General features: G+C 51.8%; 23 protein-coding genes. 6 read left to right on the top strand and 17 right to left on the bottom strand.

Features of this window, described 5'->3' with window-relative positions; genetic code table 11:
* Positions 1–272 precede the first annotated feature (272 nt).
* Complete coding sequence (locus ABF87_RS00425) at positions 273–752, top strand: peptidylprolyl isomerase (RefSeq protein WP_160827153.1); 480 nt, start codon at positions 273–275, stop codon at positions 750–752.
* 29 nt (positions 753–781) lie between these two features.
* Here the strand turns inward: ABF87_RS00425 and mutS are convergent, their stop codons facing one another.
* From mutS to recA, 8 genes are all read right to left on the bottom strand, one after another.
* Positions 782–3,388 carry a DNA mismatch repair protein MutS gene (gene mutS / locus ABF87_RS00420; protein WP_160827152.1) on the bottom strand — a complete coding sequence of 869 codons (2,607 nt, stop codon included), beginning with the start codon at positions 3,386–3,388 and terminating at the stop codon, positions 782–784.
* A 104-nt stretch (positions 3,389–3,492) separates the two neighbouring features.
* Entirely contained in the window at positions 3,493–3,906 is a 414-nt protein-coding gene (locus ABF87_RS15190) for a YceK/YidQ family lipoprotein (RefSeq protein WP_205012638.1), read from the bottom strand.
* A gap of 49 nt (positions 3,907–3,955) precedes the next feature.
* Positions 3,956–4,780: a class III extradiol ring-cleavage dioxygenase gene (locus ABF87_RS00410; RefSeq protein ID WP_160827151.1), complete on the bottom strand. Its 825-nt coding sequence runs from the start codon at positions 4,778–4,780 to the stop codon at positions 3,956–3,958.
* A gap of 65 nt (positions 4,781–4,845) precedes the next feature.
* The gene (locus ABF87_RS00405) at positions 4,846–5,007 is read right to left on the bottom strand and encodes a hypothetical protein (protein WP_160827150.1); all 162 of its coding nucleotides are present in this window, start codon (positions 5,005–5,007) and stop codon (positions 4,846–4,848) included.
* A 71-nt stretch (positions 5,008–5,078) separates the two neighbouring features.
* A complete protein-coding gene (alaS, locus tag ABF87_RS00400; RefSeq protein ID WP_160827149.1) occupies positions 5,079–7,676 on the bottom strand; it encodes an alanine--tRNA ligase in 2,598 nt (865 codons plus the stop codon).
* Complete coding sequence (locus ABF87_RS00395; protein WP_160827148.1) at positions 7,673–8,038, bottom strand: hypothetical protein; 366 nt, start codon at positions 8,036–8,038, stop codon at positions 7,673–7,675. Before ABF87_RS00395 ends, alaS begins: the two co-directional genes overlap by 4 nt.
* Positions 8,035–8,487 (bottom strand): recombination regulator RecX, encoded by a 453-nt coding sequence (gene recX, locus ABF87_RS00390; RefSeq protein ID WP_160827147.1) that lies wholly within the window; start codon positions 8,485–8,487, stop codon positions 8,035–8,037. The genes ABF87_RS00395 and recX overlap by 4 nt, the downstream gene beginning before the upstream one ends.
* Positions 8,488–8,496: 9 nt before the next feature.
* The gene (recA, locus tag ABF87_RS00385) at positions 8,497–9,546 is read right to left on the bottom strand and encodes a recombinase RecA (RefSeq protein WP_160827146.1); all 1,050 of its coding nucleotides are present in this window, start codon (positions 9,544–9,546) and stop codon (positions 8,497–8,499) included.
* A 220-nt stretch (positions 9,547–9,766) separates the two neighbouring features.
* Here recA and adk point away from each other — a divergent pair, with 220 nt between their 5' ends.
* From adk to ABF87_RS00370, 3 genes are all read left to right on the top strand, one after another.
* Positions 9,767–10,420, top strand: a complete 654-nt coding sequence (adk, locus tag ABF87_RS00380) for an adenylate kinase (RefSeq protein ID WP_160827363.1) — start codon at positions 9,767–9,769, stop codon at positions 10,418–10,420.
* Between the two features lie 133 nt (positions 10,421–10,553).
* Positions 10,554–11,813, top strand: coding sequence for a 6-phosphofructokinase (locus ABF87_RS00375; protein ID WP_160827145.1), 1,260 nt, complete (start codon positions 10,554–10,556; stop codon positions 11,811–11,813).
* Between the two features lie 222 nt (positions 11,814–12,035).
* The gene (locus ABF87_RS00370; RefSeq protein ID WP_160827144.1) at positions 12,036–14,093 is read left to right on the top strand and encodes a sodium-translocating pyrophosphatase; all 2,058 of its coding nucleotides are present in this window, start codon (positions 12,036–12,038) and stop codon (positions 14,091–14,093) included.
* 69 nt (positions 14,094–14,162) lie between these two features.
* Here ABF87_RS00370 and ABF87_RS00365 read toward each other — a convergent pair whose 3' ends face one another.
* Positions 14,163–14,882, bottom strand: a complete 720-nt coding sequence (locus tag ABF87_RS00365) for a Crp/Fnr family transcriptional regulator (RefSeq protein ID WP_160827143.1) — start codon at positions 14,880–14,882, stop codon at positions 14,163–14,165.
* A 139-nt stretch (positions 14,883–15,021) separates the two neighbouring features.
* Here ABF87_RS00365 and ABF87_RS00360 point away from each other — a divergent pair, with 139 nt between their 5' ends.
* Both ABF87_RS00360 and ABF87_RS00355 read left to right on the top strand, forming a co-directional pair.
* Complete coding sequence (locus ABF87_RS00360) at positions 15,022–17,094, top strand: carbon starvation CstA family protein (protein WP_160827142.1); 2,073 nt, start codon at positions 15,022–15,024, stop codon at positions 17,092–17,094.
* A 16-nt stretch (positions 17,095–17,110) separates the two neighbouring features.
* On the top strand, positions 17,111–17,311 hold the full coding sequence (locus ABF87_RS00355; RefSeq protein ID WP_160827141.1) for a YbdD/YjiX family protein: 201 nt from the start codon (positions 17,111–17,113) through the stop codon (positions 17,309–17,311).
* 43 nt (positions 17,312–17,354) lie between these two features.
* Here ABF87_RS00355 and ABF87_RS00350 read toward each other — a convergent pair whose 3' ends face one another.
* From ABF87_RS00350 to ribBA, 8 genes are all read right to left on the bottom strand, one after another.
* Positions 17,355–17,792 carry a response regulator gene (locus ABF87_RS00350; protein WP_160827140.1) on the bottom strand — a complete coding sequence of 146 codons (438 nt, stop codon included), beginning with the start codon at positions 17,790–17,792 and terminating at the stop codon, positions 17,355–17,357.
* Positions 17,782–19,665 carry a HAMP domain-containing sensor histidine kinase gene (locus ABF87_RS00345; protein ID WP_160827139.1) on the bottom strand — a complete coding sequence of 628 codons (1,884 nt, stop codon included), beginning with the start codon at positions 19,663–19,665 and terminating at the stop codon, positions 17,782–17,784. The genes ABF87_RS00350 and ABF87_RS00345 overlap by 11 nt, the downstream gene beginning before the upstream one ends.
* A gap of 10 nt (positions 19,666–19,675) precedes the next feature.
* The gene (locus ABF87_RS00340; protein WP_160827138.1) at positions 19,676–20,938 is read right to left on the bottom strand and encodes an extracellular solute-binding protein; all 1,263 of its coding nucleotides are present in this window, start codon (positions 20,936–20,938) and stop codon (positions 19,676–19,678) included.
* 150 nt (positions 20,939–21,088) lie between these two features.
* Complete coding sequence (locus ABF87_RS00335) at positions 21,089–21,637, bottom strand: phosphatidylglycerophosphatase A (RefSeq protein ID WP_160827137.1); 549 nt, start codon at positions 21,635–21,637, stop codon at positions 21,089–21,091.
* Positions 21,618–22,526, bottom strand: coding sequence for a thiamine-phosphate kinase (thiL, locus tag ABF87_RS00330; RefSeq protein WP_240143461.1), 909 nt, complete (start codon positions 22,524–22,526; stop codon positions 21,618–21,620). The genes ABF87_RS00335 and thiL overlap by 20 nt, the downstream gene beginning before the upstream one ends.
* A 78-nt stretch (positions 22,527–22,604) precedes the next feature.
* Positions 22,605–23,099, bottom strand: coding sequence for a transcription antitermination factor NusB (gene nusB, locus ABF87_RS00325; RefSeq protein WP_205012637.1), 495 nt, complete (start codon positions 23,097–23,099; stop codon positions 22,605–22,607).
* Positions 23,096–23,578, bottom strand: a complete 483-nt coding sequence (gene ribH, locus ABF87_RS00320) for a 6,7-dimethyl-8-ribityllumazine synthase (protein WP_160827135.1) — start codon at positions 23,576–23,578, stop codon at positions 23,096–23,098. Before ribH ends, nusB begins: the two co-directional genes overlap by 4 nt.
* Positions 23,579–23,770: 192 nt before the next feature.
* Positions 23,771–24,880, bottom strand: coding sequence for a bifunctional 3,4-dihydroxy-2-butanone-4-phosphate synthase/GTP cyclohydrolase II (ribBA, locus tag ABF87_RS00315; protein WP_160827361.1), 1,110 nt, complete (start codon positions 24,878–24,880; stop codon positions 23,771–23,773).
* Position 24,881: the final 1 nt, after the last annotated feature.

Below are 24,881 nucleotides of genomic sequence, written 5' to 3'. Positions count from 1 at the left end.
CAAGCGCGGAATAGCGATGTGCTTTAAAATTACCCGATAGAGATTATCACGGCGCCAAGCTTAGCAAAACCATTGTTTCAGGGGCAGATAGCTGAGAAGCGCCCGGCTTGTTACCCTATCGAAAATCCCCTCAGCATGCTGCTCATGCAAAAACCATTTAAGAGCAACGGAAAAGCACTTTGTGCGTATAATGGCCTGAACTTAGTTGAATATTGGCATTCGAAAAACTATCGAATGTGGTTACTTTTGATTGATTAATAGAAGGCTCCACCATGCGCATCAAAAAAAACACTGTAGTCTCAATTAACTATGAATTAACAGACGCCACAGGAAACGTTCTGGAAAAAACCGAGATGCCGATCAGCTATTTGCATGGCGGTTATGGCGGCATTTTTCCGATGATAGAAGAAGCATTGCATGACATGGAAATAGGTTTTTCCTGCTCGGTGTCGATGGAACCGGAGGATACGTTCGGTGAGTATGATGCTGAGCTGATCCGCGTCGAACCGCGCAGTTCATTTCCAGAGAATGTGACTGCAGGCATGCATTTTGAAGGCGGCGTCGAAGGCTCGAACGATGTCGTTATTTATAAAGTGACCGATGTAACCGATGACTCGGTAATTGTCGATGGCAATCATCCGTTTGCAGGCATGAAACTAACCTTTGCATGCACAGTGACCGATGTTCGTATCGCCACGCCGGAAGAAATTTCGCATCAGCATGTGCATGGCGCCCATGGTCATGAACATTAGGCCATATCCATTCTCTCATCTGCCAGCGGCTATTTTCCAGCTTCCAGCATTTTTTTCAAAACATATAACTGCTCAAGCGCTTGCCGGGGAGTAAGCTCATCCGGCGACAGCTCGTTCAGCATCGCGATGGTCGGGTGCTGGCGCGGCTGATCTTCCTCTGATTCAGGATCAGACTCAAGTGCGGGCACAGAAAACAGATCCATCTGAGGCTGCCGGGTAATATTCTCCTGTTCCAATCGAATCAGATGCTTCTTGGCCAGCTTGATCACCGCGTCAGGAACGCCTGCCAGCGCAGCAACCTGCAAGCCATAGCTTTGGCTGGCCGGGCCGTCCGCAACCTTATGCAAAAAGACGATGCGGTGTTTATATTCCACTGCATCCAAATGAACGTTGCAGATGGACTTGAACTCGTCAGCCAGCTTGGTGAGCTCAAAGTAATGCGTGGCAAACAGCGTGAAGCTGCGATTCTTATTCACCAGATGCCGCGCAATCGCCAGCGCCAGCGCCAGCCCGTCAAATGTCGAGGTGCCGCGCCCGACCTCGTCCATCAACACCAGACTCTGGGCAGTGGCGTTATGCAGAATATTGGCGGTCTCGGTCATTTCGACCATGAACGTCGAACGACCACTGGCGAGATCATCCGCCGCGCCAATGCGGGTAAAGATTTGATCCAGCACTCCCAGGCACGCATTTCTTGCCGGAACATAACTCCCGCAGTGCGCCAGCAATGCAATCAGCGCGGCTTGCCGCATATACGTCGATTTACCGCCCATGTTCGGGCCCGTGATCACCAGCATCTGCGGCTTGCCGGTTGATTCGGCGCCTAGCTGAACGTCATTGGCGACGAAATTTTCCACCTGCCGTTCCACCACGGGATGGCGGCCAGTGTCGATCATCAGCACACGCTCATCCGTCAACTGCGGCGCTGCATAACCCAGCGCCTGAGCGCGCTCGGCAAAGACGCACAGCACGTCGAGTTCGGCTATGCTTCCGGCCAACTGTTGCAACGCGTGAATGTACTGTCCCAAAGCATCGAGCAGCGCTTCATACAAATACTTCTCTCGCGCCAGCGCTCGATCCTGCGCGGATAACGCTTTATCCTCAAATGTTTTCAGTTCAGGCGTGATATAGCGTTCAGCGCTTTTCAACGTCTGCCTGCGCCGGTAATCATCAGGAATTTTGTCGCTATGCGCATGCGTGACTTCGATATAAAAACCGTGCACGCGGTTATATTCCACTTTCAGAGTAGGAATGCCGGTGCGCGCTTTTTCGCGCAATTCGAGCTGCAGGAGAAACTCACCGCAATTCGTATGCAACGCGCGCAATTCGTCGAGCTCGGCATCGTAACCATCGGCGATCACATTGCCTTCGCGCAACACCACGCCGGGCTCCGGCAATAACGCATTGCCCAACAGTTCCGCCAACGCTGGCGGAATGCGCATCGCCTCAAGCAACTGACTGATTTTCTCAGTTCCGCACGGGGCAACGGCAAGGATCACATCCGGTAATATCTGTAAGCTATCGCGCAAACCCGACAGATCTCTCGGCCGCGCCGATTTGAGAGCAATCCGCGCCGTGACTCGCTCAACATCGACGCACTGCCGTAACAGTTTGCGTACGGCCGAATGATGATCCTCTTGGTCTTCACCGATCAATGCCGCTACGCTGTCGAGCCGTTGCTGGATCACAGCACGATCGCGCAGCGGATGGTGCAGCCAGAAATGCAATAACCGGCTGCCCATGTTGGTCGAACACGTATCCATCAAGGATAGAAGAGTTGGCGAGCGCTCGCCGCGTATGGTTTCCGATATTTCCAGATTGCGGCGCGTGGCGGCATCCATGCGCACGTACAAACTCTCACGCTCCGCCTGCAACGACGTGATATGCAGAACTGCGGAACCCTGCGTCAGGCGGGTATATTCCAGCAATGCGCCGGCGGCGCACAACGCGATCGGCAAATCTTCACAACCAAATCCCGCCAAGTCATGAGTTTCGAATTGCCGCGTCAAACCATTGACTGCGCTATCGCGATCGAATTGCCACGCCGGCAGTCGCTTCAGAGCCAAGTTCTTATCCTGCAGCTCGGATAATGTCAGCGTTTCAGGCACTAAAATCTCAGCCGGCTGCAAGCGTTCCAACTCGCTGAGCAAATGCCGCGGCAAGGTTTCCAATACGCGCAACTGCCCTGCCGCAAGATTCAACCAGGCCAGTCCCAATGTCGAATCATTCAGCATTAATGCCAGCAATAGACAGTCACGCTTATCTTCCAGCAATGCGGCATCGGTCAATGTGCCCGGAGTAATGATGCGCGTCACTTTCCGCTCCACCGGCCCTTTACTGGCAGCCGGATCGCCGACTTGTTCGCAGATGGCGATCGATTCCCCAGCCTTGACGAGCTTGGCCAGATATTGTTCTGCGGCATGATAGGGCACCCCGGCCATTTTGATGGGCTCTCCCGCCGAAGCCCCGCGCTGCGTTAACGTGATTCCCAGCAGCTTCGCAGCTTTCTCCGCATCGCCATAAAACAGCTCATAAAAATCCCCCATGCGATAAAACATCAACATGTCCGGATGCTCTGCCTTGATGCGCAAGTACTGCTGCATCATGGGCGTATGCACATTTTTTTGGAGGTTCATCAAGTCTTTGAGCGATTATTTTTTCAGCAGGAAAGTAACGATGATCGTTCTGAGTTTGGGCAATCGTATATTTCTCAGTAGAGAAATTCTAACAGATCAATTCCTCATCTGAGCTCAACAGAGCCTTTGTAGATTTGACCAAAGATAGTGTAGGGTAAAACAGCGGTATCCAATACACCTGACAGTGCCAAATCCACGAGCATCAGTTCGGGCCCCGGCCCCAACCACAGCGCAGCACGCGAGGGTTTTCCGCGTAACAAACACATATCGTAGATGACGCCACTGTAGATTCGGGGAATGGCTGCGCACGGAGATTTTACGTAACTGAGGTTTTGCCGGGTAACCGAATCACCTCTGACAACGGTGTCGATGGTTCCGCACCCCGCCAGTCCCCAAACGAGCATGCATGCCAAAACTGCATAAATTTTCTGATTAATTTTCTTTCCTTTGCGGTTATTGAATATAAGCGTTCCAAGACAAACGATCTTTCTTGCAATGAGTATAATTAATGTAGTCACGGATGAGTTGCCTTGGCTCTCTACAATACATTTTTTTATTTTCCTGAAGCTAGCGCCACAAGAAGCTCGTCACTTTCGTTCCCATGATCTCGTCGTTAAACACGATGTTGGCCTGCGGCGTTTCAGCACTGGTAACGCCATAGCACACATGCAGCGGCAATAGATGTTCTTCGCGGGGATGGCAGAATCGGGCTGACGGCGCCTTTTCCCAAGCAATCAAACGTTGTTCGCGCTGTTCGGAGGATAAACTCGGCGCTGTACAGGTGTCGATCAGCCAATCATTGAACGCTTCATTGGCTGCAATGCCGTCGGTGCTGAAGGAAAAAAAGGCTCTCATATTGTGAAACGACATGCCCGACCCGATGATCAGCACATTCTGCTTACGGAGAGGCGCAATCGCTTTTCCCAGCTCAATATGCATTTTCGGATCGAGATTTTTCAGCAGAGATAGCTGGACACAAGGAATCCGTGCGTCCGGAAACATCAGCTTGAGCGGAATGAACAATCCATGATCGAACCCGCGCTGCTCATCGATGCCTGCTGGCAAGTCATGAGCGCTAATCATGCGTCGCAAGTCCTGTGCGAGCTTCGGATCCCCCGGCGCATCATATTGAATCTGATACGCTTCAGGCGAAAACCCGGAATAATCGTAAATCAACCCTGGATGAGCGCCGCCTGTGAGTGTGGCTTGATCCTCTTCCCAATGAGCACTGATGACCACGATTGCCGATGGTTCGCTCAATTGTGTGGCAATTTCTGTCAGGAAAGCGATCATTTTTTGATGGCGTTCATCACCCAGAATGGGCAAAGGGCCGCCGCCATGAGGTACATAGAGAACAGGAGACAACGTTGAAGACGATGCACTGTTGATCATGATAAGTTCTCCAATTCTTGAATTCTCGAGAGTGACTACCCTGAATCTACAGGTAGCGGATCTAATCATTCAGTCTCAAGCGGTAGTGCAATATCAAATGGATCGTGACGCAGAATGATCAATAAACGCTCGATAAGCGGTAACAAGCGATGGTCAAGCAGGGCAAAATCCAGTGAAATGCGCAGTTTGAACGATACACGAGCATTCTGAGCGGATTTCAATGCCATCTGATCGGAAGCTCGATACAAACGCTACATCCTGATCGAGTGCAGCCATTTTCAAAGTTTCCCGACAACAATTACGAAATCATTTGCTTACCCACCCAGGTCAGCACGCTTGCCAGCGCCGCCGGCAAATGTTCTGGCTCGGTACCCCCTGCTTGCGCCATGTCCGGGCGGCCACCGCCTTTACCGCCCACTTGCTGAGCTACGTAGTTGACCAATTCACCGGCTTTCATCTGACGTGTCAGATCGGCGCTGACACCCGCGATCAATGTGATCTTGCCGTTGTCCACACTACTCAGAACGATTGCGCAGGTTTTCAGCTTATCTTTCAATTGATCCAAGGTATCGCGCAAGGTTTTGGCGTCCGCATTGTCCACATTGGCGGCCAGCACTTTGACGCCTTGAACTTCCTGCGCCTGCTCCGCCAAATCCTTGCCTTGAGAGCTTGCGAGCTTGGTTTTCAGGCGATTGAGTTCTTTCTCGGTTTGACGCATATTGTCGATGATTTGAGCAATTTTCTGGGTCACCTCTTGCGGATTCGCTTTCAAAGTTTGCGCGATTTCAAGCAATTGCGCTTCGCGCTGTTGCACATAATCAACCGCAGCGATGCCGGTCACCGCCTCAACGCGACGAATGCCAGCAGCGACGCCGGACTCCGCAATAATTTTGAAAAATCCGATTTGCCCACTTTGCGACACATGCGTGCCGCCGCATAATTCGGTAGAGAATTCGCCCATGCCGATGACCCGCACCACATCCGAATATTTTTCACCGAACAACGCCATCGCGCCACGCTTGATCGCATCGTCGTACTTCATCGTCGATGCTTCAACAACCGAGTTGTACCGAATCTGTTCGTTCACCAGGCGCTCGGTTTCACGAATTTCATCAGCCGTGAGCGACGTATGGTGGGAAAAATCAAAACGGGTGCGATTGGCATCCACGAGCGAGCCTTTCTGCGCCACATGCGTACCGAGTACCTTGCGCAACGCTGCATGCAACAGATGCGTAGCCGAGTGATTATTCGCCGTGCTGGCCCGGGCGATCGGATTGACCTTGGCAAGAACCCTATCTCTGACCACGAGTCGGCCGCTGCTCAGTGTTCCTGTATGACCAAACACGCCGGCCTGGATTTTCTGGGTATCCGCCACCACAAACATACCATTCGTCGCGAGCAATTCACCGCTGTCGCCGACTTGCCCGCCCGATTCGGCATAAAAGGGCGTCTGATCCAGCACCACGACCGCCTCATCGCCGGCCTCGATAAAATTGACCGAACTGCCTTCCTTATAAATCGCCACCACCTGTCCGTCATGCTGCAGCGCTTCATAACCATGAAAAACAGTTTGGCCACCGCTATACTCGATGCCCTCCTGCATCGTGAATTTATTGGCTGCGCGCGCTTGTTCACGCTGCCGTTCCATCGCGTGCTCGAACCCGGCATGATCGATCGAAATACCTCGCTCCCGGGCGATATCGGCCGTCAGATCGAGCGGGAAGCCAAACGTATCGTACAGCCGGAAAGCAGTTTCCCCATCAAGTATTTTGGTATCGTGGCTCAATGCGCTTTCCAATACTTGCATACCGTGTTCCAGCGTTTCCGCAAAACGTTCTTCTTCCTGCTGCAACACCGCAGCGACGCGGGCTTTGGCCGCCACCAGCTCGGGATAGGCCTGGCCCATCGCCTGACTCAAATCCTCGACCAATTGATAAAAGAAAGGTTGCTTGTGTCCCAATCGGTAGCCGTGACGAATCGCTCGGCGGATGATGCGCCTTAACACATAGCCACGCCCTTCGCTGCCCGGAATGACACCATCGGTGATCAGAAAAGCGCAGGCGCGGATATGATCGGCGATGACTTTCAAAGAATTGTCAGTCAGATTCTGGGTATGGGTTACGCGTGCCGCTGCCCTAATCAGACTCTGGAACAAATCAATATCGTAATTACTGTGCACCTGCTGCATGACTGCGGAAATTCGCTCGAGCCCCATGCCGGTGTCGACGGATGGCTTCGGCAACGGATGCAACGTGCCGGCGCTATCGCGGTTGTATTGCATGAATACCAGATTCCAAATTTCAATGTAGCGGTCGCCATCGGCATCCTTGGAACCCGGCGGGCCGCCTTGAATATCCGGCCCATGATCATAAAAAATCTCGGAACAAGGCCCGCATGGTCCGGTGTCACCCATCTGCCAGAAATTATCCGAAGTGGCTATCCGCACCAACCGCTCGGCTTCGACGCCCACTTCATTGAGCCAGATATCAGCCGCTTCATCGTCTTCCGCATAAACGGTGACCCACAGTTTCTCGTGCGGAATCTTGAGCGATTGCGTCAAAAAATCCCAGGCAAATAAGATAGCGTTGCGCTTGAAGTAATCCCCAAAACTGAAATTCCCGAGCATTTCAAAGAAGGTATGATGCCGTGCCGTGTAGCCGACATTTTCCAGGTCGTTGTGCTTGCCCCCGGCACGCACGCACCGCTGCGAACTGGCAGCGCGCACGTAAGGCCGAGTATCTTGCCCCAGAAACACGTCCTTGAACTGCACCATACCGGCGTTGGTGAACAGCAGCGTGGGATCATTATTCGGCACGAGCGGACTCGAGTCCACGATGGTATGTCCATGCGATTCAAAAAACTCGAGAAATTTTTGTCGGATTTCGCTGCTTTTCATAGTTCGTGTAGTTGATCGTATCGTTCCAGTTCAAGGGCCGTCAGACCCAGCGCTTCGCCTCTGATGATGGCCACGCTTTTGATTCTGACTCGAATGGTGATTTCTTCATTCATCTTGGGCAGATCCGATTCCGTCAGAATCATGATTTCTCCGCTGGCATCCTTCAATACGTAGGATTTTAAATCGATCAACGGCAAGCGTGTCGGGTTTTGTGCGATACCCCTCAGGCGCACTTCCTTATCGTCGAAATCGACCGGAGCTGCATTGATTTTACCAATCGCAACGATGCCATCGGCGCTCACTCCGTGTGGCGTCAATCCGATCACCAGCATCAATAGCAGCCGCACCCATACTGTTTTCATTCATTCTCCTCGCGTGCTTGCGATAAAACGTGTCGGATCACGTCGATTGAAAAACCTCGGTTCATCATGAATCGCATCTGTTTTCCCCACTCTTCTTTGGAATCCGGTGCTTTGCCGAATTTTTTCTGCCAGACTGCGAACGCGGCATCCTGCTCGGTTTCCTTCAGACTGGGTAATGCTTCTTGAATGCATTCTGCATCGATGCCTTTTTCTCTCAGCGCATGAATAATTCGTTTACTGCCAAAACGTGATCGGCTGGCGCGAATGATCTGCTCGGCAGCACGCTTGGTCGACAACAAACCGTCATGTTCAAGCTTATCCAAGAGTTCCGCCAATATTTCCGGCGCAACTAAGCGGTCAGGCCCAGAAAGCTTACGTTCCAGCTCCGTACGGGAATACTCACGCCGCGCCAGATAGCGAAGGGCACGCATTTCCAGAGCTGAGCGCATATTGACCGATTATTTCTCTTTCTCAGCTTTGTCCTTTTCAGCCTTCTCTTTCGTAGCCGAATTCGGTTCAACGATGCCTACGATCGCTCGAATCTTCTGCTCGATTTCGCGGGCGATATCCTTATGCTCTTTCAGGTAATCACGCGCATTATCCTTGCCCTGGCCGATTTTCTCACCTTGATAGGCATACCACGCGCCTGATTTATCGATGAGCTTATGCAATACACCCAGTTCGATGATTTCACTTTCGCGCGAAATGCCTTCTCCGTACAAAATATCAAAATCCGCCTGCTTGAAGGGTGGAGCCACTTTATTCTTGACCACTTTCACGCGGGTTTCGTTGCCTATGGTTTCTTCCCCCTTCTTGATCGCCCCGGTACGGCGAATATCCAAGCGCACTGAGGCATAAAACTTCAACGCATTGCCGCCGGTCGTCGTCTCCGGATTGCCAAACATCACGCCAATTTTCATGCGAATCTGATTGATGAAGATCACCATCGTGTTGCTGCGCTTGATATTGGCGGTCAGTTTGCGCAGCGCCTGGGACATCAAACGGGCCTGCAATCCCATTTGCGGATCACCCATGTCGCCTTCGATTTCCGCCCGTGGTGTGAGCGCTGCCACAGAGTCAACCACGATAATGTCCACAGAGCCGGAACGCACCAGCATGTCGGCTATTTCCAGCGCTTGTTCGCCATTGTCAGGTTGCGATATCAACAGCTCCTGCACATTGACGCCAATTTTCTGCGCATACTGTGGATCGAGCGCATGCTCCGCATCGATGAAAGCGGCGGTTCCGCCCAATTTTTGCATCTCGGCAATGACTTGCAGCGTCAATGTGGTTTTACCCGATGACTCAGGCCCATAAATTTCAATGATCCGACCGCGCGGCAACCCGCCGACACCCAATGCGATATCAAGCCCGAGGGAGCCGGTGGAGACGATCTGTATATCATAGGCGACATCATTGGCACCCAATCGCATGATGGAACCTTTGCCAAATTGCTTCTCAATTTGGGCCAGCGCAACATCAAGCGCTTTACTTCTGTTTTCGTCCATGATTTTTCCTGTTAAGAATCGGTCAAATTATCGCATAAGCTGCATGATATCAATGTAATTCAATTTGAAGGGGACAAACTTCATCCTTCTTACCGCGGTAAAAAACTCGAGTATCTGCTTTGCCTGAGATATAATCGCGTGATCTCATTGAAGCGGCACAGATAAATCAGCCGCGACAGTCACTCAATATCATGTTAATTGGAACAAAGGGAGAATAACCATTCGAGTCATTTTATTAGGCGGCCCCGGCGCCGGTAAAGGCACGCAGGCCAATTATATCAAGGAACATTTTGGGGTTCCGCAAATTTCTACCGGCGACATGTTGCGCAGCGCGGTCAAGGCCGGCACCGAATTGGGTGTCATGGCGAAAAAAATTATGGATGCAGGTGGGCTGGTTTCCGACGACATCATCATCAATTTAGTCAAAGAACGCATTGCTGAACCGGACTGTAGCAAGGGTTTCCTATTTGATGGCTTTCCCCGCACGATTCCACAGGCCGATGCCATGAAGGCAGCCGGCGTTCAGATCGATTATGTGGTCGAAATTGATGTTGATGACGCCGAAATCGTCAAACGCATGTCGGGACGCAGAGTGCACCCAGCATCCGGCCGCACCTATCATGTCGATTTCAATCCCCCCAAAATTGAGGGAAAGGACGATATTACCGGAGAATCGCTGATACAGCGCGATGATGACAAGGAAGAAACGGTCAGAAAGCGGTTGGAGGTTTACCATGAACAAACCGAACCTTTAGTGGATTACTATTCAAAATGGGCAACCAGCGGTGGCAGCGGGGCTCCGCGTTATATCAAAATAGCTGGCATTGGCACAGTGGAAGAAATACGCGATCGCATTCTTGCCGCGCTGAAATAACAAATCCGCCTGGCTTCATTCGGAATTGCACATAAAACAGTTCAAAACTCAGGACAGCCTTGCTTGTGCCTGAGTTTTTGTACGTCAGACAAATAAATCACTCACTTACGACTTCATCAATCAGGAGATCACAATGGCAACAAAAAATGCTTTCTATGCTCAATCTGGGGGCGTCACGGCAGTCATCAATGCCTCAGCCGCGGGTGTACTGGAAACAGCGCGCCAGCATTCCGACAAAATCGGCAATGTTTATGCGGGACGCAATGGGATTATCGGTGCGTTGACCGAAGATCTGATCGACACCAATGCCGAATCAGCCGCAGCAATTGCCGCACTTCGCCACACCCCGTCGGGTGCTTTCGGCTCATGCCGCTACAAATTGAAAAGCCTGGAACAGAACCGGCGCGAATACGAACGCCTGATCGAAATATTCAAGGCACACGATATCGGATATTTTTTCTACAATGGCGGGGGCGATTCTGCCGATACCTGTCTGAAAGTATCGCAATTAGCCGACACACTCGGTTATCCGATTCAAGCCATTCATGTTCCAAAAACCGTTGATAACGATTTGCCGATCACCGACTGCTGTCCCGGATTTGGTTCCGTAGCCAAATATATTGCGGTTTCGACACGTGAAGCCAGTTTCGATGTCGCCAGCATGGCCAAGACATCCACCAAAGTGTTCATATTGGAAGTGATGGGACGCCACGCCGGTTGGATCGCTGCAGCAGGCGGGCTGGCTTCGAGCGCTGATTGCGAAATTCCGGTCGTCATTCTGTTCCCGGAAGTCACTTTCGACAAGGAAAAATTCCTGGCCAAAGTGGATCGCTGCGTGAAAGAATTCGGCTATTGCTCTGTGGTTGTGTCCGAAGGTGTCAAAGGAAATGACGGCAATTTCCTGTCCGATCAGGGACTGCGGGATGCGTTCGGTCATGCGCAACTGGGTGGCGTCGCGCCAGTCGTTGCGAACATCATCAAAGACGGTCTGGGATTGAAATATCACTGGGGCGTCGCCGATTACCTGCAGCGCGCGGCGCGTCATATCGCATCGAAAACTGACGTCGAACAAGCCTATGCAATGGGCAAAGCCGCCGTGGAATACGCTATCGCAGGCCACAATTCGGTCATGCCGACAATCGTTCGTCAATCGAATGCACCGTATAAATGGACCGTAGGAATGGCTCAGCTATCCAATGTCGCGAATGTCGAGAAAATGATGCCGGCTGAATTCATCAGCGAGGATGGATTCGGCATTACTCCGGCATGCCGCGAGTACTTATCACCATTGATTGAAGGCGAAGACTATCCGCCTTACAAGAATGGATTGCCTGATTACGTTCGATTGAAGAATGTGGCTGTTGCAAAAAAATTGAGCGAATTCAAGCTATAGAAATATTAGGTATTACAAGTGGTTGGTATTGCAGCAACAGCAAACATTCATTACCCACTTCGGTGCCAATGCAAATTTCTTGAAATTTGATGCACTCAGGCAATAAGAACAGATAAAATACGCCCTGATTGTATGGTTTGGGACAAGTGTTTAATAATGTGGAATTATTAGGCCAAATTCTACATGTGATTATATGTGGTCTGACTTTAATTGGAGTTCTTTATGGCGAATGGTTTAATTATCGCAATCGGTAGCGCGATTTTAGCCCTGGTATTCAGTGGTATTTGGATCAGGGGCATATATGTTCAATCGACGGGTAACCAGCGTATGCAAGAAATTGCTACCGCTATTCAGGAAGGCGCTTCTGCCTATCTGAAACGTCAGTACATGACGATCGGCATTGTCGGCATCGTTCTGTTTCTGGCCCTGTGGGTCGCACTCAGTCTGGATACTGCCATTGGTTTTGCGCTGGGCGCTCTTCTTTCGGGCACTGCCGGTTTTCTAGGTATGACGGTCTCGGTTCAATCCAATGTGCGCACCGCTCAAGCTGCCAGTGTCGGCTTGAATGAAGCGTTGGCCATTGCTTTCCGGGGCGGCGCCGTAACCGGTATGCTGGTGGTTGGCTTGGGCTTGCTGGGTGTTGCCGGATATTGTGCGTCTTTATTTGACGGCGCCGATCCTAACCAGGCAGTCAGTGACGTGATCAAGCCCTTGATCGGCTTTGCCTTCGGCGGATCATTGATCTCCATTTTTGCTCGTCTGGGCGGCGGTATCTTCACGAAAGGCGCAGACGTCGGTGCTGATCTGGTCGGTAAGGTCGAAGCAGGCATTCCAGAGGATGATCCGCGCAACCCTGCGGTGATTGCAGATAATGTCGGTGATAATGTCGGCGACTGCGCAGGTATGGCTGCCGATCTGTTTGAAACTTATGCTGTCACCATCATCGCGACCATGATCCTGGGCGCACTGCTATTTTCAACCAACGCCGTTGACGCCGTCATTTATCCGTTGATGCTGGGTGCGGTATCCATCGTTGCTTCCATCATCGGTTGCTATTACGTCAAAATGCGCGAAGGCGGCAAGATCATGAACGCTCTGTACCGTGGATTGGCCGTGGCTGGCGGTATTGCGCTGTTCACATATTTGCCGGTAACGGTCTGGTTCATGGGCGACATGTCCCTGAATATCGACGGCACTGAGGTTGCAGGCGGCATGCTGGTCATGCGTATATTCCTGGCAGCCACGATCGGTCTGGTGCTGACCGGATTGATGGTAGTGATCACAGAATACTACACCTCAACGGATTTCCCGCCCGTGCAACACGTTGCTGAAGCATCAACCACCGGACACGCAACCAACATCATCGCTGGCTTGGGTGTTTCAATGCGCGCTACTGCAGCACCTGTGCTGGCAGTCTGCATCAGCATATTGCTGGCTTATGCATTGGCAGGTTTGTATGGTATTGCAATCGCAGCAACCGCAATGCTGTCCATGACCGGTATCATCGTGGCGCTCGACGCCTATGGCCCAATTACCGACAATGCCGGCGGTATTGCGGAAATGTCCGAAATGCCTGATTCAGTCCGCGCCATCACCGATCCTCTGGATGCGGTGGGCAATACCACCAAGGCCGTTACCAAAGGATACGCGATTGGCTCCGCTGGCTTGGCGGCACTGGTGCTGTTCGCAGACTATACCCATGCGCTCGAGCATGCCGGCCACACACTGACTTTTGATTTATCCAATCACATGGTCATCATCGGGCTTTTCATCGGCGGTATGATTCCTTACCTGTTCGGGGCGATGTCGATGGAAGCGGTAGGCCGTGCAGCAGGTTCTGTAGTGATTGAGGTTCGCCGTCAATTCAAGGAAATCCCCGGTATCATGGAAGGCACAAGCAAGCCGGATTATTCCCGCGCTGTGGATATGCTGACCAAAGCAGCGATCCAAGAAATGATGGTGCCTTCTTTATTGCCTGTTCTGATTCCATTGTTGGTCGGTGTCATTCTAGGCCCGCAAGCGTTGGGTGGTGTGTTGATGGGTTCGATCATCACCGGTCTGTTTGTCGCGATTTCCATGACCACCGGTGGCGGTGCCTGGGATAATGCGAAAAAACATATCGAAGACGGTCACTTTGGCGGTAAAGGTAGCGAAGCTCATAAAGCATCGGTTACAGGCGACACTGTCGGCGATCCTTACAAAGATACCGCAGGTCCTGCAATCAACCCGTTGATCAAGATCATTAACATTGTGGCATTGTTGATCATTCCACTGCTGTAACAGGTCATTACTCACAAAAAAAGCACATCAGTTTTGATGTGCTTTTTTTATTGCAACTAGAAAATAGCTTTAGAGATCGCCACGAGCGTTTTCAACCATATCTGTCAGCTTTGCCATGTCGAGAATATGCAGTTCATGGTCTTTACGTAGAATCAGTTGTTCTTTTTCCAGGTGATTTAACTCCCGAGTCACCGCTTCGCGATGGGTGCTCACCAGATTGGCCAATTCAGTATGGGTAGGTATCGGTGAAATAATTCCCTTATTCGCTACAGCAGGATTTTTTTTGGCCAGGCGAAGTAATTCAGCCTGAACACGATTACGGACAGCCAAGGTACTGAACTCGAAAACGCGCTCGGTCAGGCGACGTATCTGCCCGGTCAATCGCTTCAGGATCGCTGCCGAAATTTGCCGGTTGCGGAAAATCAACTCATGGAAATCCGCCGAAGAAATGGTGGCCACCAATGAACTTGTCCTGGCAACAACCGTCGCAGAACGCGACTGGCCATCAATGGCGGTCAATTCACCAAATATTTCACCTGCGGGCAAATCGCACAAAATGACTTCTTTGCCACACATCGAATAAAACGTCACCCGCGCTTCACCTTGTGTGATGAAATAGACACTCGTTGAATGGTCATGATAGCGTAAGATCTCTTCACCGGCTTCGTAGCGGTGCCACTGACAGACTTGTGCAATCATTTCCCGATCAGGCAGCGATAGACCATTAAATTCCTTAATCGTCGTCAACAGCGCACAAGCGCGTTCAAGAGGGAGATGGCGTACGGTCATGTAATCCTCTCAAGCAAAATAGGGTTATGAATATTCTACTTGCAAACAACCGGATTTAGAATTTTTAATCGTTGGCTTTAAAATGTACCTCAGGCAACTTCCAAATAACCTCAATATCCTTTCATAGTTAGGAAAACAAATGAATACCTTAATGAATAAGCTTGGCTGGCTGCTTTTTTCGTTGTGCGGCGCATCCGCCTGTGCCATCATTGCGCTGAATCGCGGCGAATCGATCGGTGCGATCTGGATCGTCATTGCCGCCGCGTGCATTTACTTGATTGCTTTCCGTTTTTATAGTCTGTTCATCGCGAACCGAGTGTTGAAACTGGATGAACGGCGCATGACGCCTGCCTATAAACATAACGATGGGCTCGATCATGTGCCGACCAACAAATACGTGCTGTTTGGTCATCACTTTGCAGCCATTGCCGGTGCCGGTCCGTTAGTCGGACCCATTCTGGCGGCGCAGATGGGCTACTTGCCTGGAATGCTGTGGCTGCTGGCCGGAGTAGTGTTCGCCGGTGCAGTGCAGGATTTCATCGTGCTGTTCATTTCGACGCGGCGCAACGGCCGTTCGCTGGGCGATCTGATCAAATCGGAACTTGGGCAAGTGCCGGGCATGATCGCAATGAGCGGCACGTTCTTCATCATGCTGGTGCTGCTGGCGGTGCTGTCGTTGATCGTGGTCAAGGCACTGGCCGAGTCGCCGTGGGGAACCTTCACGGTGGCCGCGACCATTCCGATCGCCTTGTTCATGGGACTGTATACCCGCTACTTCCGCCCGTGCGCGATTGGCGAAGTCTCGCTGATCGGCTTTGCATTGCTGATGCTGTCGATCGTGGCGGGGCAATATGTGCAGGAAGATCCGCAGTGGGCAGCGATGTTCACGTTGACGGGCGAACAACTGACCTGGTCGCTGATCGCCTATGGATTTATTGCTGCTGTATTGCCGGTCTGGTTATTGCTGGCGCCACGCGATTATTTGTCGACCTTCTTGAAGATCGGCACGATCGTGGGTCTCGCGATTGGTGTCATTATCATTTCACCGCAATTGAAAATGCCCGCGCTGACACAATTTGTCGATGGCACTGGCCCGGTCTGGTCAGGCGACCTGTTTCCCTTCCTGTTCGTCACGATTGCATGTGGCGCGATTTCCGGTTTTCATTCACTGATCGCCTCCGGAACGACACCGAAAATGATCCAGTCGGAAACGGACGCACGCTTCATCGGTTATGGCGCAATGCTGATGGAATCATTCGTCGCAATCATGGCGCTGGTGGCTGCCGCGACGCTGGAGCCGGGCGTCTATTTTGCGATGAACAGCCCGGCTGCGATCATCGGCACGAGCGCGGAATCGGCGGCGCAAACGATCGCGCAATGGGGATTCTACGTCACGCCCGAGATGATTACGCAGACGGCGCAGAATGTCGGCGAACATAGCATCATTTCCCGCACCGGCGGCGCGCCGACGCTGGCGGTGGGCATGGCGCAGATTTTATCGGAGGTGGTCGGCGGCACGGCCATGATGGCCTTCTGGTATCACTTCGCGATTCTGTTTGAAGCGCTGTTCATTCTCACTGCGGTCGACGCCGGAACCCGCGCCGGGCGATTCATGCTGCAGGATCTCCTGGGCTCATTTATCCCCGTGATGAAACGCACCGATTCGATCATCGCCAGCTTGACCGCCACCGGCCTGTGCGTGGCAGGCTGGGGATATTTCCTGTATCAGGGTGTAGTGGATCCTTTGGGTGGAATCAATACGTTGTGGCCGCTGTTCGGCATCGCTAACCAGATGCTTGCCGGTATCGCACTCATTTTGTGCACCAGCGTATTGTTCAAGATGAAGCTGGATCGCTTTGCGTGGATCACGATCGTACCGTTAACTTGGGTAAGCATTTGCACGCTGACAGCCGCTTGGCATAAGATTTTCAATGACAATCCGCGGATTGGTTTCCTGGCGCATGCCAATCAGTACCAACAAGCGATTCTTGATGGCATGGTGCTGGCACCGGCCAAATCGATCGAGCAAATGCAGCGGGTCATTTTTAACGATTATGTCAATGCGTCGTTAGCTGTGTTGTTCATGCTGGTGCTGATCAGCATGCTGTACTTTGGTATCAGAACTGTGTTCTACGCTCGACGGGCGCACCATCCGACTGCCCAAGAAGCGCCTTTTGAGCTCTCACCAGCGTACGCCACCCTCGACAAATAAATTGCGGAGAAAACTGATGTTAAATACCTTTACTCAAACACTAAGCCAGCTTTCACAAAGCCTAAGGCTGATGGTCGGCGTGCCCGAATACCGCACCTATGTCGACCATATGAAAATGGCGCATCCGGATCGATCCGTCATGTCCTATGAAGAATTCTTTCGCGAACGCCAGGAAGCCCGGTATGGCGGTAAAGGACGGATGAATCGGTGCTGCTAACCATCTCTAGGGAAAGAGTCGAAAAATATACTCAGCGCTTTCCCTAGCCGATGGATATCAAGGGATGCTGATTCAATTCCCAATAACTGAGAATAGACTGGATGGCTTTGCCATAGCCATCCGCGCCCATCGGTTTGGTGATAAAACTATTGGCGTGATGGCTAATGGTGCGGGAAATATCTTTTTTGGCAGCAGAGGTGGTAAAAACCACGACCGGCATTTTGATCAATATGCTGTCGGATTTGATGACGGACAGGATTTCATGACCGTCGTATTTCGGTAACTGCAAATCGAGCAGACACAACCACGGCAGCGGTTTGTTCAAGTTGCAGACGGATTCGAGATAGTCCATTGCGGCACCGCCATCCGCCAACCGGATGACATGGATATCCGGGCGATACTCGGAAATGTAAAACAGTGCCAATTCGGCGTGCTCGTCACTATCTTCGATTAACAGCAAGTCCCGATGCTCATAGGTCATATCTTGCCTCCTTCGTTTCCTTATCTGAAATTGGAAATTTTAACCAAAAGATCGTTCCTTTTCCGCCGGATGATTCAATCCAGATGTCGCCGCCGTGAGCCTTCATCACTTTTTTGACAATCGTCAATCCAATGCCGGTGCCTTCCGGTTGCGTATCCAGTCGGTAAAACAGTGCGAAAACCTTCTGCTGAAAGGCCAGTTCTATGCCTGGCCCATTGTCTTTGCAGTAGATGAGATGATGTCCCTGATCAGTGATTGATCCAATTTCAAGCACAGGCGCTTGCTCAGGATTGCGAACATATTTGATTGCGTTCGAAGTAATGTTCTCGAACAATTGCAGTATGCGGCTTTCATTCCCGACAATGACGGGGAGCCGGGGCTGAACGATGAACTGCAATCCTGCGCCCTGTAATTGCTCCTGCTGAGATTGCGCCAATTGCGTCAACAAGACATTAAGGTCGATTTTTTTCATATCGACGTCGATACGGCCGATACGGCTGAGCTCAAGCAAGTCGTTGGTCAATTGCCCCATTCGCTCGATCGACAACGTAACTTTATCCAGTTTTTCGATGGCCTGTTCATATTTCCCTTGATCGGCGAGCTTGCGTATGATGCCGATGAACCCCATGCTGGTTACCAACGGCGCCTTGAGATCATGCGAAACTGTGTAAACGAACTGTTCGAGTTCGTCATTCGAGCGTTCGAGCGCGAGCCGGTTCTTTTCCAGCGCCTGGGTGAGCTGGATCGATCGCATCAATAATTTTTCGGTCTGGGTGTTCTTGTCTCTGAATGCGGCCGCGGCTTGCGACAATTCACTGATCTCATCGACGACAGGATACCTGTATATTTTCGCATTACCGGAACCGCTCGTCAGTTGCCGGAATGTTTCGGTAAGGCGCATGATCGGTCTGGAAATACTTTGCCCGATGCCATAGGACAAGGCGATCAGCAGACTGAGGAGCAACGAAGCCGATATCACCAGGATGTTGAGCGCTTCGGTCTGGCTGGTATGAAGCGCTTCCTCTTTAAGGCGCATTTCGCTGGTAATCAATGACGACAGCTTTTTCGATTGAAAGTTGATTTCGTATGCTTCGGCCGCCATCACGACATTGATCAGATATAGATATCCCCGGGTATGCTGGACAGCTTCGATATAGCTTTGCTGATATTGATCCAGTTTTTGAAGAGCTTGGTGTATGGTCGAATTGGAGGAGTTCTCCGCTTGATTGAGGGCATTGAGCCGATCCACGACGTGGTTAAGGTTATGCTTGGCGGCTGTAATGTAGCTTGCATCCAACGAATCCAGATAACGGAAGACATTTTTCTCCACCAGCAGCAGTGTGTTGAGAATATTTTTGAGTTCAAGCCGCATTGAAGGGGAGTCGCTCGGGTTTGCAAGCAATTGGTTGATCAGTGCTTCGACGTTATTGGCATTATTGCGGAACTCGACGTTGATCAATTGCTGGCGCAGATCGCGTTGCTGCTTGAGCCGCAGGAAAGCCGAATAATAACTCTCCAGGCGGTGTCTGATCGTGGCCAGTATGGTCTTGACCGCTAGCGAGTCATGCTGAAGCGTATTGTCGATCTGCTGCATGAGGTTCTGAAAACTATGCATGACCTGATCAGCAGCCGAGCGGTGCCCTTCATAGGTATAGGTGAGCGCCAGGCGATGAAGCTCGGCGACTTGAGCGGTGAGCTTCAGATCAATATGCGATTGATTGCTGGACGTGACGAAATCGCGCAAATCGCGGTCGTTGTTCGCGAAAACGGCATAGGTGATCAGAATGATCGCGACGATGACGATGGCGGCCGCGATGAAGCTGGCATAGATCCGATGCTGCAATGTGACATGATTGATCAGGTACTGAATCATGGCGTGAATTTCAGGACAGAACGAATTCGTTCCATTTCATGAGCGAATACTCATAGGTATCCATGACGGTGTTCCATATCGCAACATGCTCAAAGCGTTTAGTATAGGAACCTCCCGTTCGGATATCGCCCTCACGTACCGAAATGTTGCCATCGGTGCCCCGAAGTGCTGTGGCTGCAGGTTTGCCATCGTACCAGTAATCCCATTCAGCCTGCGACATGAACGCCTTGGATCGCTGCGGATTCGAAATATAATATCCTTGCCGCGCGATGAACGCCCCTGGCCATCCCGATAACCACCAGTTCATGAACGCATAAGCGGCCTCCAACCGTTCACCCTGGCACGCCCGCGACAGACACATCACGCCATGCCAAGCTCGGTAGCCTTCTTTCGGCGCCGCATACACGCACGGCACACCCATGCCGTTCAATTGGCTGGCGGCGGGAGAAAACAGACTGGAAAGCACGACCTCCCCAGATGCCATGAGCTCGACCGAATGAGGCACCGACGTCCAGACACCGCGAAAATGGCCCTGCCTTTTCTTGGCGATCATGATATCGAACAGCGCGTCAATCTCATCCCGGCTCATGTTGCCCATGTCGTTGAAAGTCATCAAACCGCGTGCCTGGGCTGCCAATGCCATGTCAAAAATCCCGATCGTAGGCGCATTGATGATGGCTACTTTGCCCTGGTAGCGCTCGTCCAATAGCCAGCCCCAGCTTTCGGTCTGATAAGGAATGGCCTGCGGAATGATCGCGGAATTGTAGCCAAACGAATCGGTGTTATGCACATACGGCAAAAAACTGATATGACCGGACGCGGTTGAACCCAACGAACCATCGGGTTGAAAATACAATAGCTTATGAGGAGAATCACCGAGGCCAATGGGTGCAGTGTCAGTCAATCGGCCGCGTTTGCTCAGGCCGTTGATTTCCTTCCAATAGGTGAGTTTGCGGATATCGATGGGCTGTATCGCATTGGCCATCCATAGCACTTTGATGCTATCCGACCACTGTTCATAGATATCGAAACTCAGGGGGTCGGTCGAGGCTTTCAGCAATACTTCCGCATCGCCGCCAGGATAGAATTCAATTGCGATGCCGAGATCTTTTTCTGCCTGCCGGCGGATGGATTCCTGCAATGTGACATGCGTACCGACAACCTTGATGGTAGGTTTTCGGTTATACGCTTTAGCGATGCTGGGAAAAGCAAGAGCACCCATCGCTGCCGATGCGATTGCTCCGCTCTGGAATATAAAAGTCCGCCGATCCATTAAAAATCCCCGCCTGTTCTCAAAACTGAACTGCAGCTTTTATGACTATTAATTTGAATGCTTTTTCAAATAGGTGAGCAATGTAGCGTATTGAGTGCAGGCTTGCAAATTTTGCTCGAAACTCCAATTCATCTATATGAATAGACAGTTTTATTCAAAAAAACCGGCTGGCACCCAGGCTTTCCAGCCGGCCAGGCATAATAGCGTGAAGAAAGCTGCGAGCATATCGTCGAACATGACGCCGAAGCCGCCGCGCAGACGGCTATCGTAATAACGAATGGGCTGCGGTTTGGCGATGTCGAAGAAGCGAAACAATAGGAACGCCGCGAGTTGCCAGGCCCAATGGGCCGGTGTGAAATACAACACCAGCAGGAATGCGACGGTTTCATCCCAGACCATGCTGCCGTGATCCGGTGAGCCTAACGCCTTGCCGCTCAGGCCGCAGGCCCAGATGCCGGCAATGAACATGACGTCGATCAGCAATAATAAAGGAATCGGATCGAGATACTGATCCAGTAACCAGAATAATGGCAATGCAACCAGCGTTCCCATCGTCCCCGGCGCAATCGCAATCAACCCAACGCCGCCGGAAAATGCGATCAAATAAGCAGGATGACTGTAAACCAAGGCCAAAGTGGGACGAAACAAGGTCGTTGGTGTGCTGGGCAGATTGTTTGTCTCAGGCATTGAAGTGGTCATATCCTCGGGTCTCCCATGTCATTACATTGCCATCGGCGTCTTTAATGATCAATCCGTTACCGGCCTGGATTTCGCCGATACGCGTGAGCGGCACAGCAAATTCATTCGCCAGTTGCTCGATGCAATGGCGTTTTATTTTTGGTGCGGTAAAGCATAACTCATAATCATCCCCACCTGCTAGCAAGCAATTGATAGCGGCAGGATGAGGCAGATAGTTCTTCAATACCTTCGAGCAGGGAATATCCGCCAAGGCTATGCAGGCAGATTTCCCGGAAGCCTTCAACAGGTGCCCCAAATCAGCGAGTAATCCGTCGGATATATCGATGGCGCTGTGGGCCAAGCCCAACAGCCGCCGCCCTAATATAATTCTGGGGATTGGCATCAGTAACGCAGGCAGGCAACAGGCTATCTCATCCGGCGCAAGCGCCATCTTTTGCAATGCATGTTGCAGCGCCAGCGCCGCATTACCAAGCTGACCGGATACCCAAATGTCGTCACCCACCTTCGCGCCGCTTCGGCGCAATGCCTTGCCGGCCGGCACTTCACCGATGATTTGCACGCCAATGTTCAATGGGCCGGCAGTGGTGTCGCCGCCGATCAGGGCCACGTCATGTTCATCAGCGAGCGCGTAAAAACCCCGGCTGAATTCGGTCAACCAGGTCGGATGTCTGACCAAATGATCCGGCAGTGTCAACGCCAGCAATACCCAGCGCGGTTTGGCCCCCATCGCGGCCATGTCCGACAAATTGACGGCAAGCGCTTTATATCCGAGCTGATAGGGATCGGTATCCGCAAAGAAGTGTATATCGCATACCAGCGTATCCGTCGAGATCGCCAATTCGGTCTGTGGCGGCACGGTGACCAGGGCGGCGTCATCGCCAATGCCCATAACCGCCCCGGATGCGGGTCGATTGAAATACCGGTCGATGATGCCAAATTCTGAGCGCGCGTCGGTCAATAGCTAGCCCTATTTTTTGGTCAATCGTTGCGCTTCTATTTCTACCGGGCGTAGCCGAACGGCCAGTTTATCGAGCACGCCGTTGACATATTTGTAGCCGTCGCTACCGCCAAACGTGCGAGCCAGTTCGATGGCTTCGTTGATGATCGCGCGATAAGGAATTTCCGGATGGGAAGCCAACTCGAATGTACTCGACAACAAGATGGCATATTCCACGGGGCTGAGTTCGTGTGCGGGACGATCCAAGCAGGGCTGGATCAATTGGTTGAGCGTATCGACATCGTTGAGCGCGCCTTTCAACACCTGCGAAAAATGTTTTTCGTCAACATGCTTGAATGTCTCCGATTCGCGCAACTGCTGCTCGATGGTACTGGCTGTTCCGCCGGCTATTTTCCATTGATAAATACCTTGCACCACGAACTCACGCGCAATACGGCGACGGCTCTTGGGTTTTTCGCTAGCGTTGGCGATCGGGAAAGCGGTTTCTGGGGTAAGTGTCATCATAGGGCTATTTCATCGATTTTCAGTTGCAAATTGGCCATTTCCAACGCGGCCTGCGCGGTTTCCATGCCTTTCTGACTCATGCGGGCAATGGCCTGATCGTCGTTATCGGTCGTCAATATGCCATTCGCGATCGGAATTTCCATATCCAATTGAACGTCCATCACCCCTCGGGCAGATTCGTTCGCAACGATCTCAAAATGATAGGTATCGCCGCGTATGACAGCGCCCAGTGCAATAAGTGCGTCAAACTGATCGGATATCGCCATTCTTTTCAAAGCAAGCGGAATCTCGAGTGCGCCCGGAACGGTAACCAGGAGAATATTGGCATCCTGAACGCCATGTTTCTTGAGCTCCGCCGTACAGGCGCTCAGCAATCCTTCACCAATATCACTGTTGAAACGGCTCATGACAATACCGACACGCACGTCCGCGCCATCCAGATTGGGTTCGAATTCAACTATATTGTCGTAGTAGGTCATGTCTGGCTCCTGTTCATCATCGATGGGGGCAATTTTCAATTGTTCAAAAGGTAAGTTTAAATTAAGAAAAACTGCTGTACTTGGTTATATTGCATTGAAATCGTGTTCGAAATGTTCATCCAGCACCCATTAGAGTGGCTTTACTGAGTCCGACTTGCGTAGCGATCGCTCACTACCTTTCTCATGGCTTCCTTAAGGTTGCGATGGGTTACCGTATTCCACGTAGCTGGTCACTTCCAGGCCAAAGCCGGTCACGCTGGGCATTTTCCGGGGCGCAGCCATCAATCGCATTTTGCCGACGTTCAGGTCCTTCAAAATTTGAGCGCCGATGCCATGATTCCTGAGATCCGTCTTGGCAGGGTGAGGAAGATGCGTTTCTTTCGATTCTATCCGTTCAATCAATTTGGCTGAATTTTCCTTGCGATGCAACAGTACAATCACGCCTTGTCCCGCTTCAGCAACTAATTTCATGGCGTCATGAACGTTCCATGAGTGCGTGGCATCCCGTACATCGAGGAAGTCGATGACCGACAATGGCTCATGGACGCGCACCAGAGTTTCTTCGTCGGGGTGAATGGTTCCCTTGACCAGCGCCAGATGAATGGTATTGGCGATTTCATCGCGGTAGGCGGCCAGTAAGAATTCTCCGTGCAACGTTTGAATCCTGCGCTCGGCAACGCGTTTGACGAGGCTTTCGTTATGGCTGCGATATTCAATCAAATCCGCAATGGCGCCAATCTTGAGCCGGTGTTGGGCGGCAAATTGCATCAGATCCGGCAAGCGCGCCATGCTGCCGTCGCCATTCAGGATTTCGCAAATCACCGCGGCAGGGGTGTGGCCAGCCAGCCGCGCCAGATCGCATCCCGCTTCGGTATGACCGGCACGGACGAGAACGCCGCCCTTTTGTGCCATTAACGGAAAAATATGTCCCGGCTGCACGATGTCGTGCGGTTTTGCATCCGCTTTTACCGCCACCTGGATGGTGCGCGCCCGATCAGCGGCGGAAATTCCGGTGGTCACACCCGTGGCAGCCTCGATCGACAGCGTAAAATTGGTTCCCAGCGGCGCGCGATTGGCCGAAACCATCAGCGGCAGATCCAATTGATGGCAACGTTCTTCGGTCAAAGTCAGACAGATCAGGCCGCGTCCGTGAGTCGCCATGAAATTGATGGCTTCAGGGCTGACAAAATCGGCGGCAAGAACCAGATCTCCTTCATTCTCACGGTCTTCTTCATCAACCAGAATGACCATTCTACCCGCGGCAAGGTCGCTGATGATGTCCTGGATGGCGCTGATTTTGATC

The sequence above is a fragment of the Nitrosomonas sp. JL21 genome (assembly GCF_009833095.1).
Taxonomy (GTDB): domain Bacteria; phylum Pseudomonadota; class Gammaproteobacteria; order Burkholderiales; family Nitrosomonadaceae; genus Nitrosomonas.
This window is presented reverse-complemented; position numbering and strand designations above follow the sequence as displayed.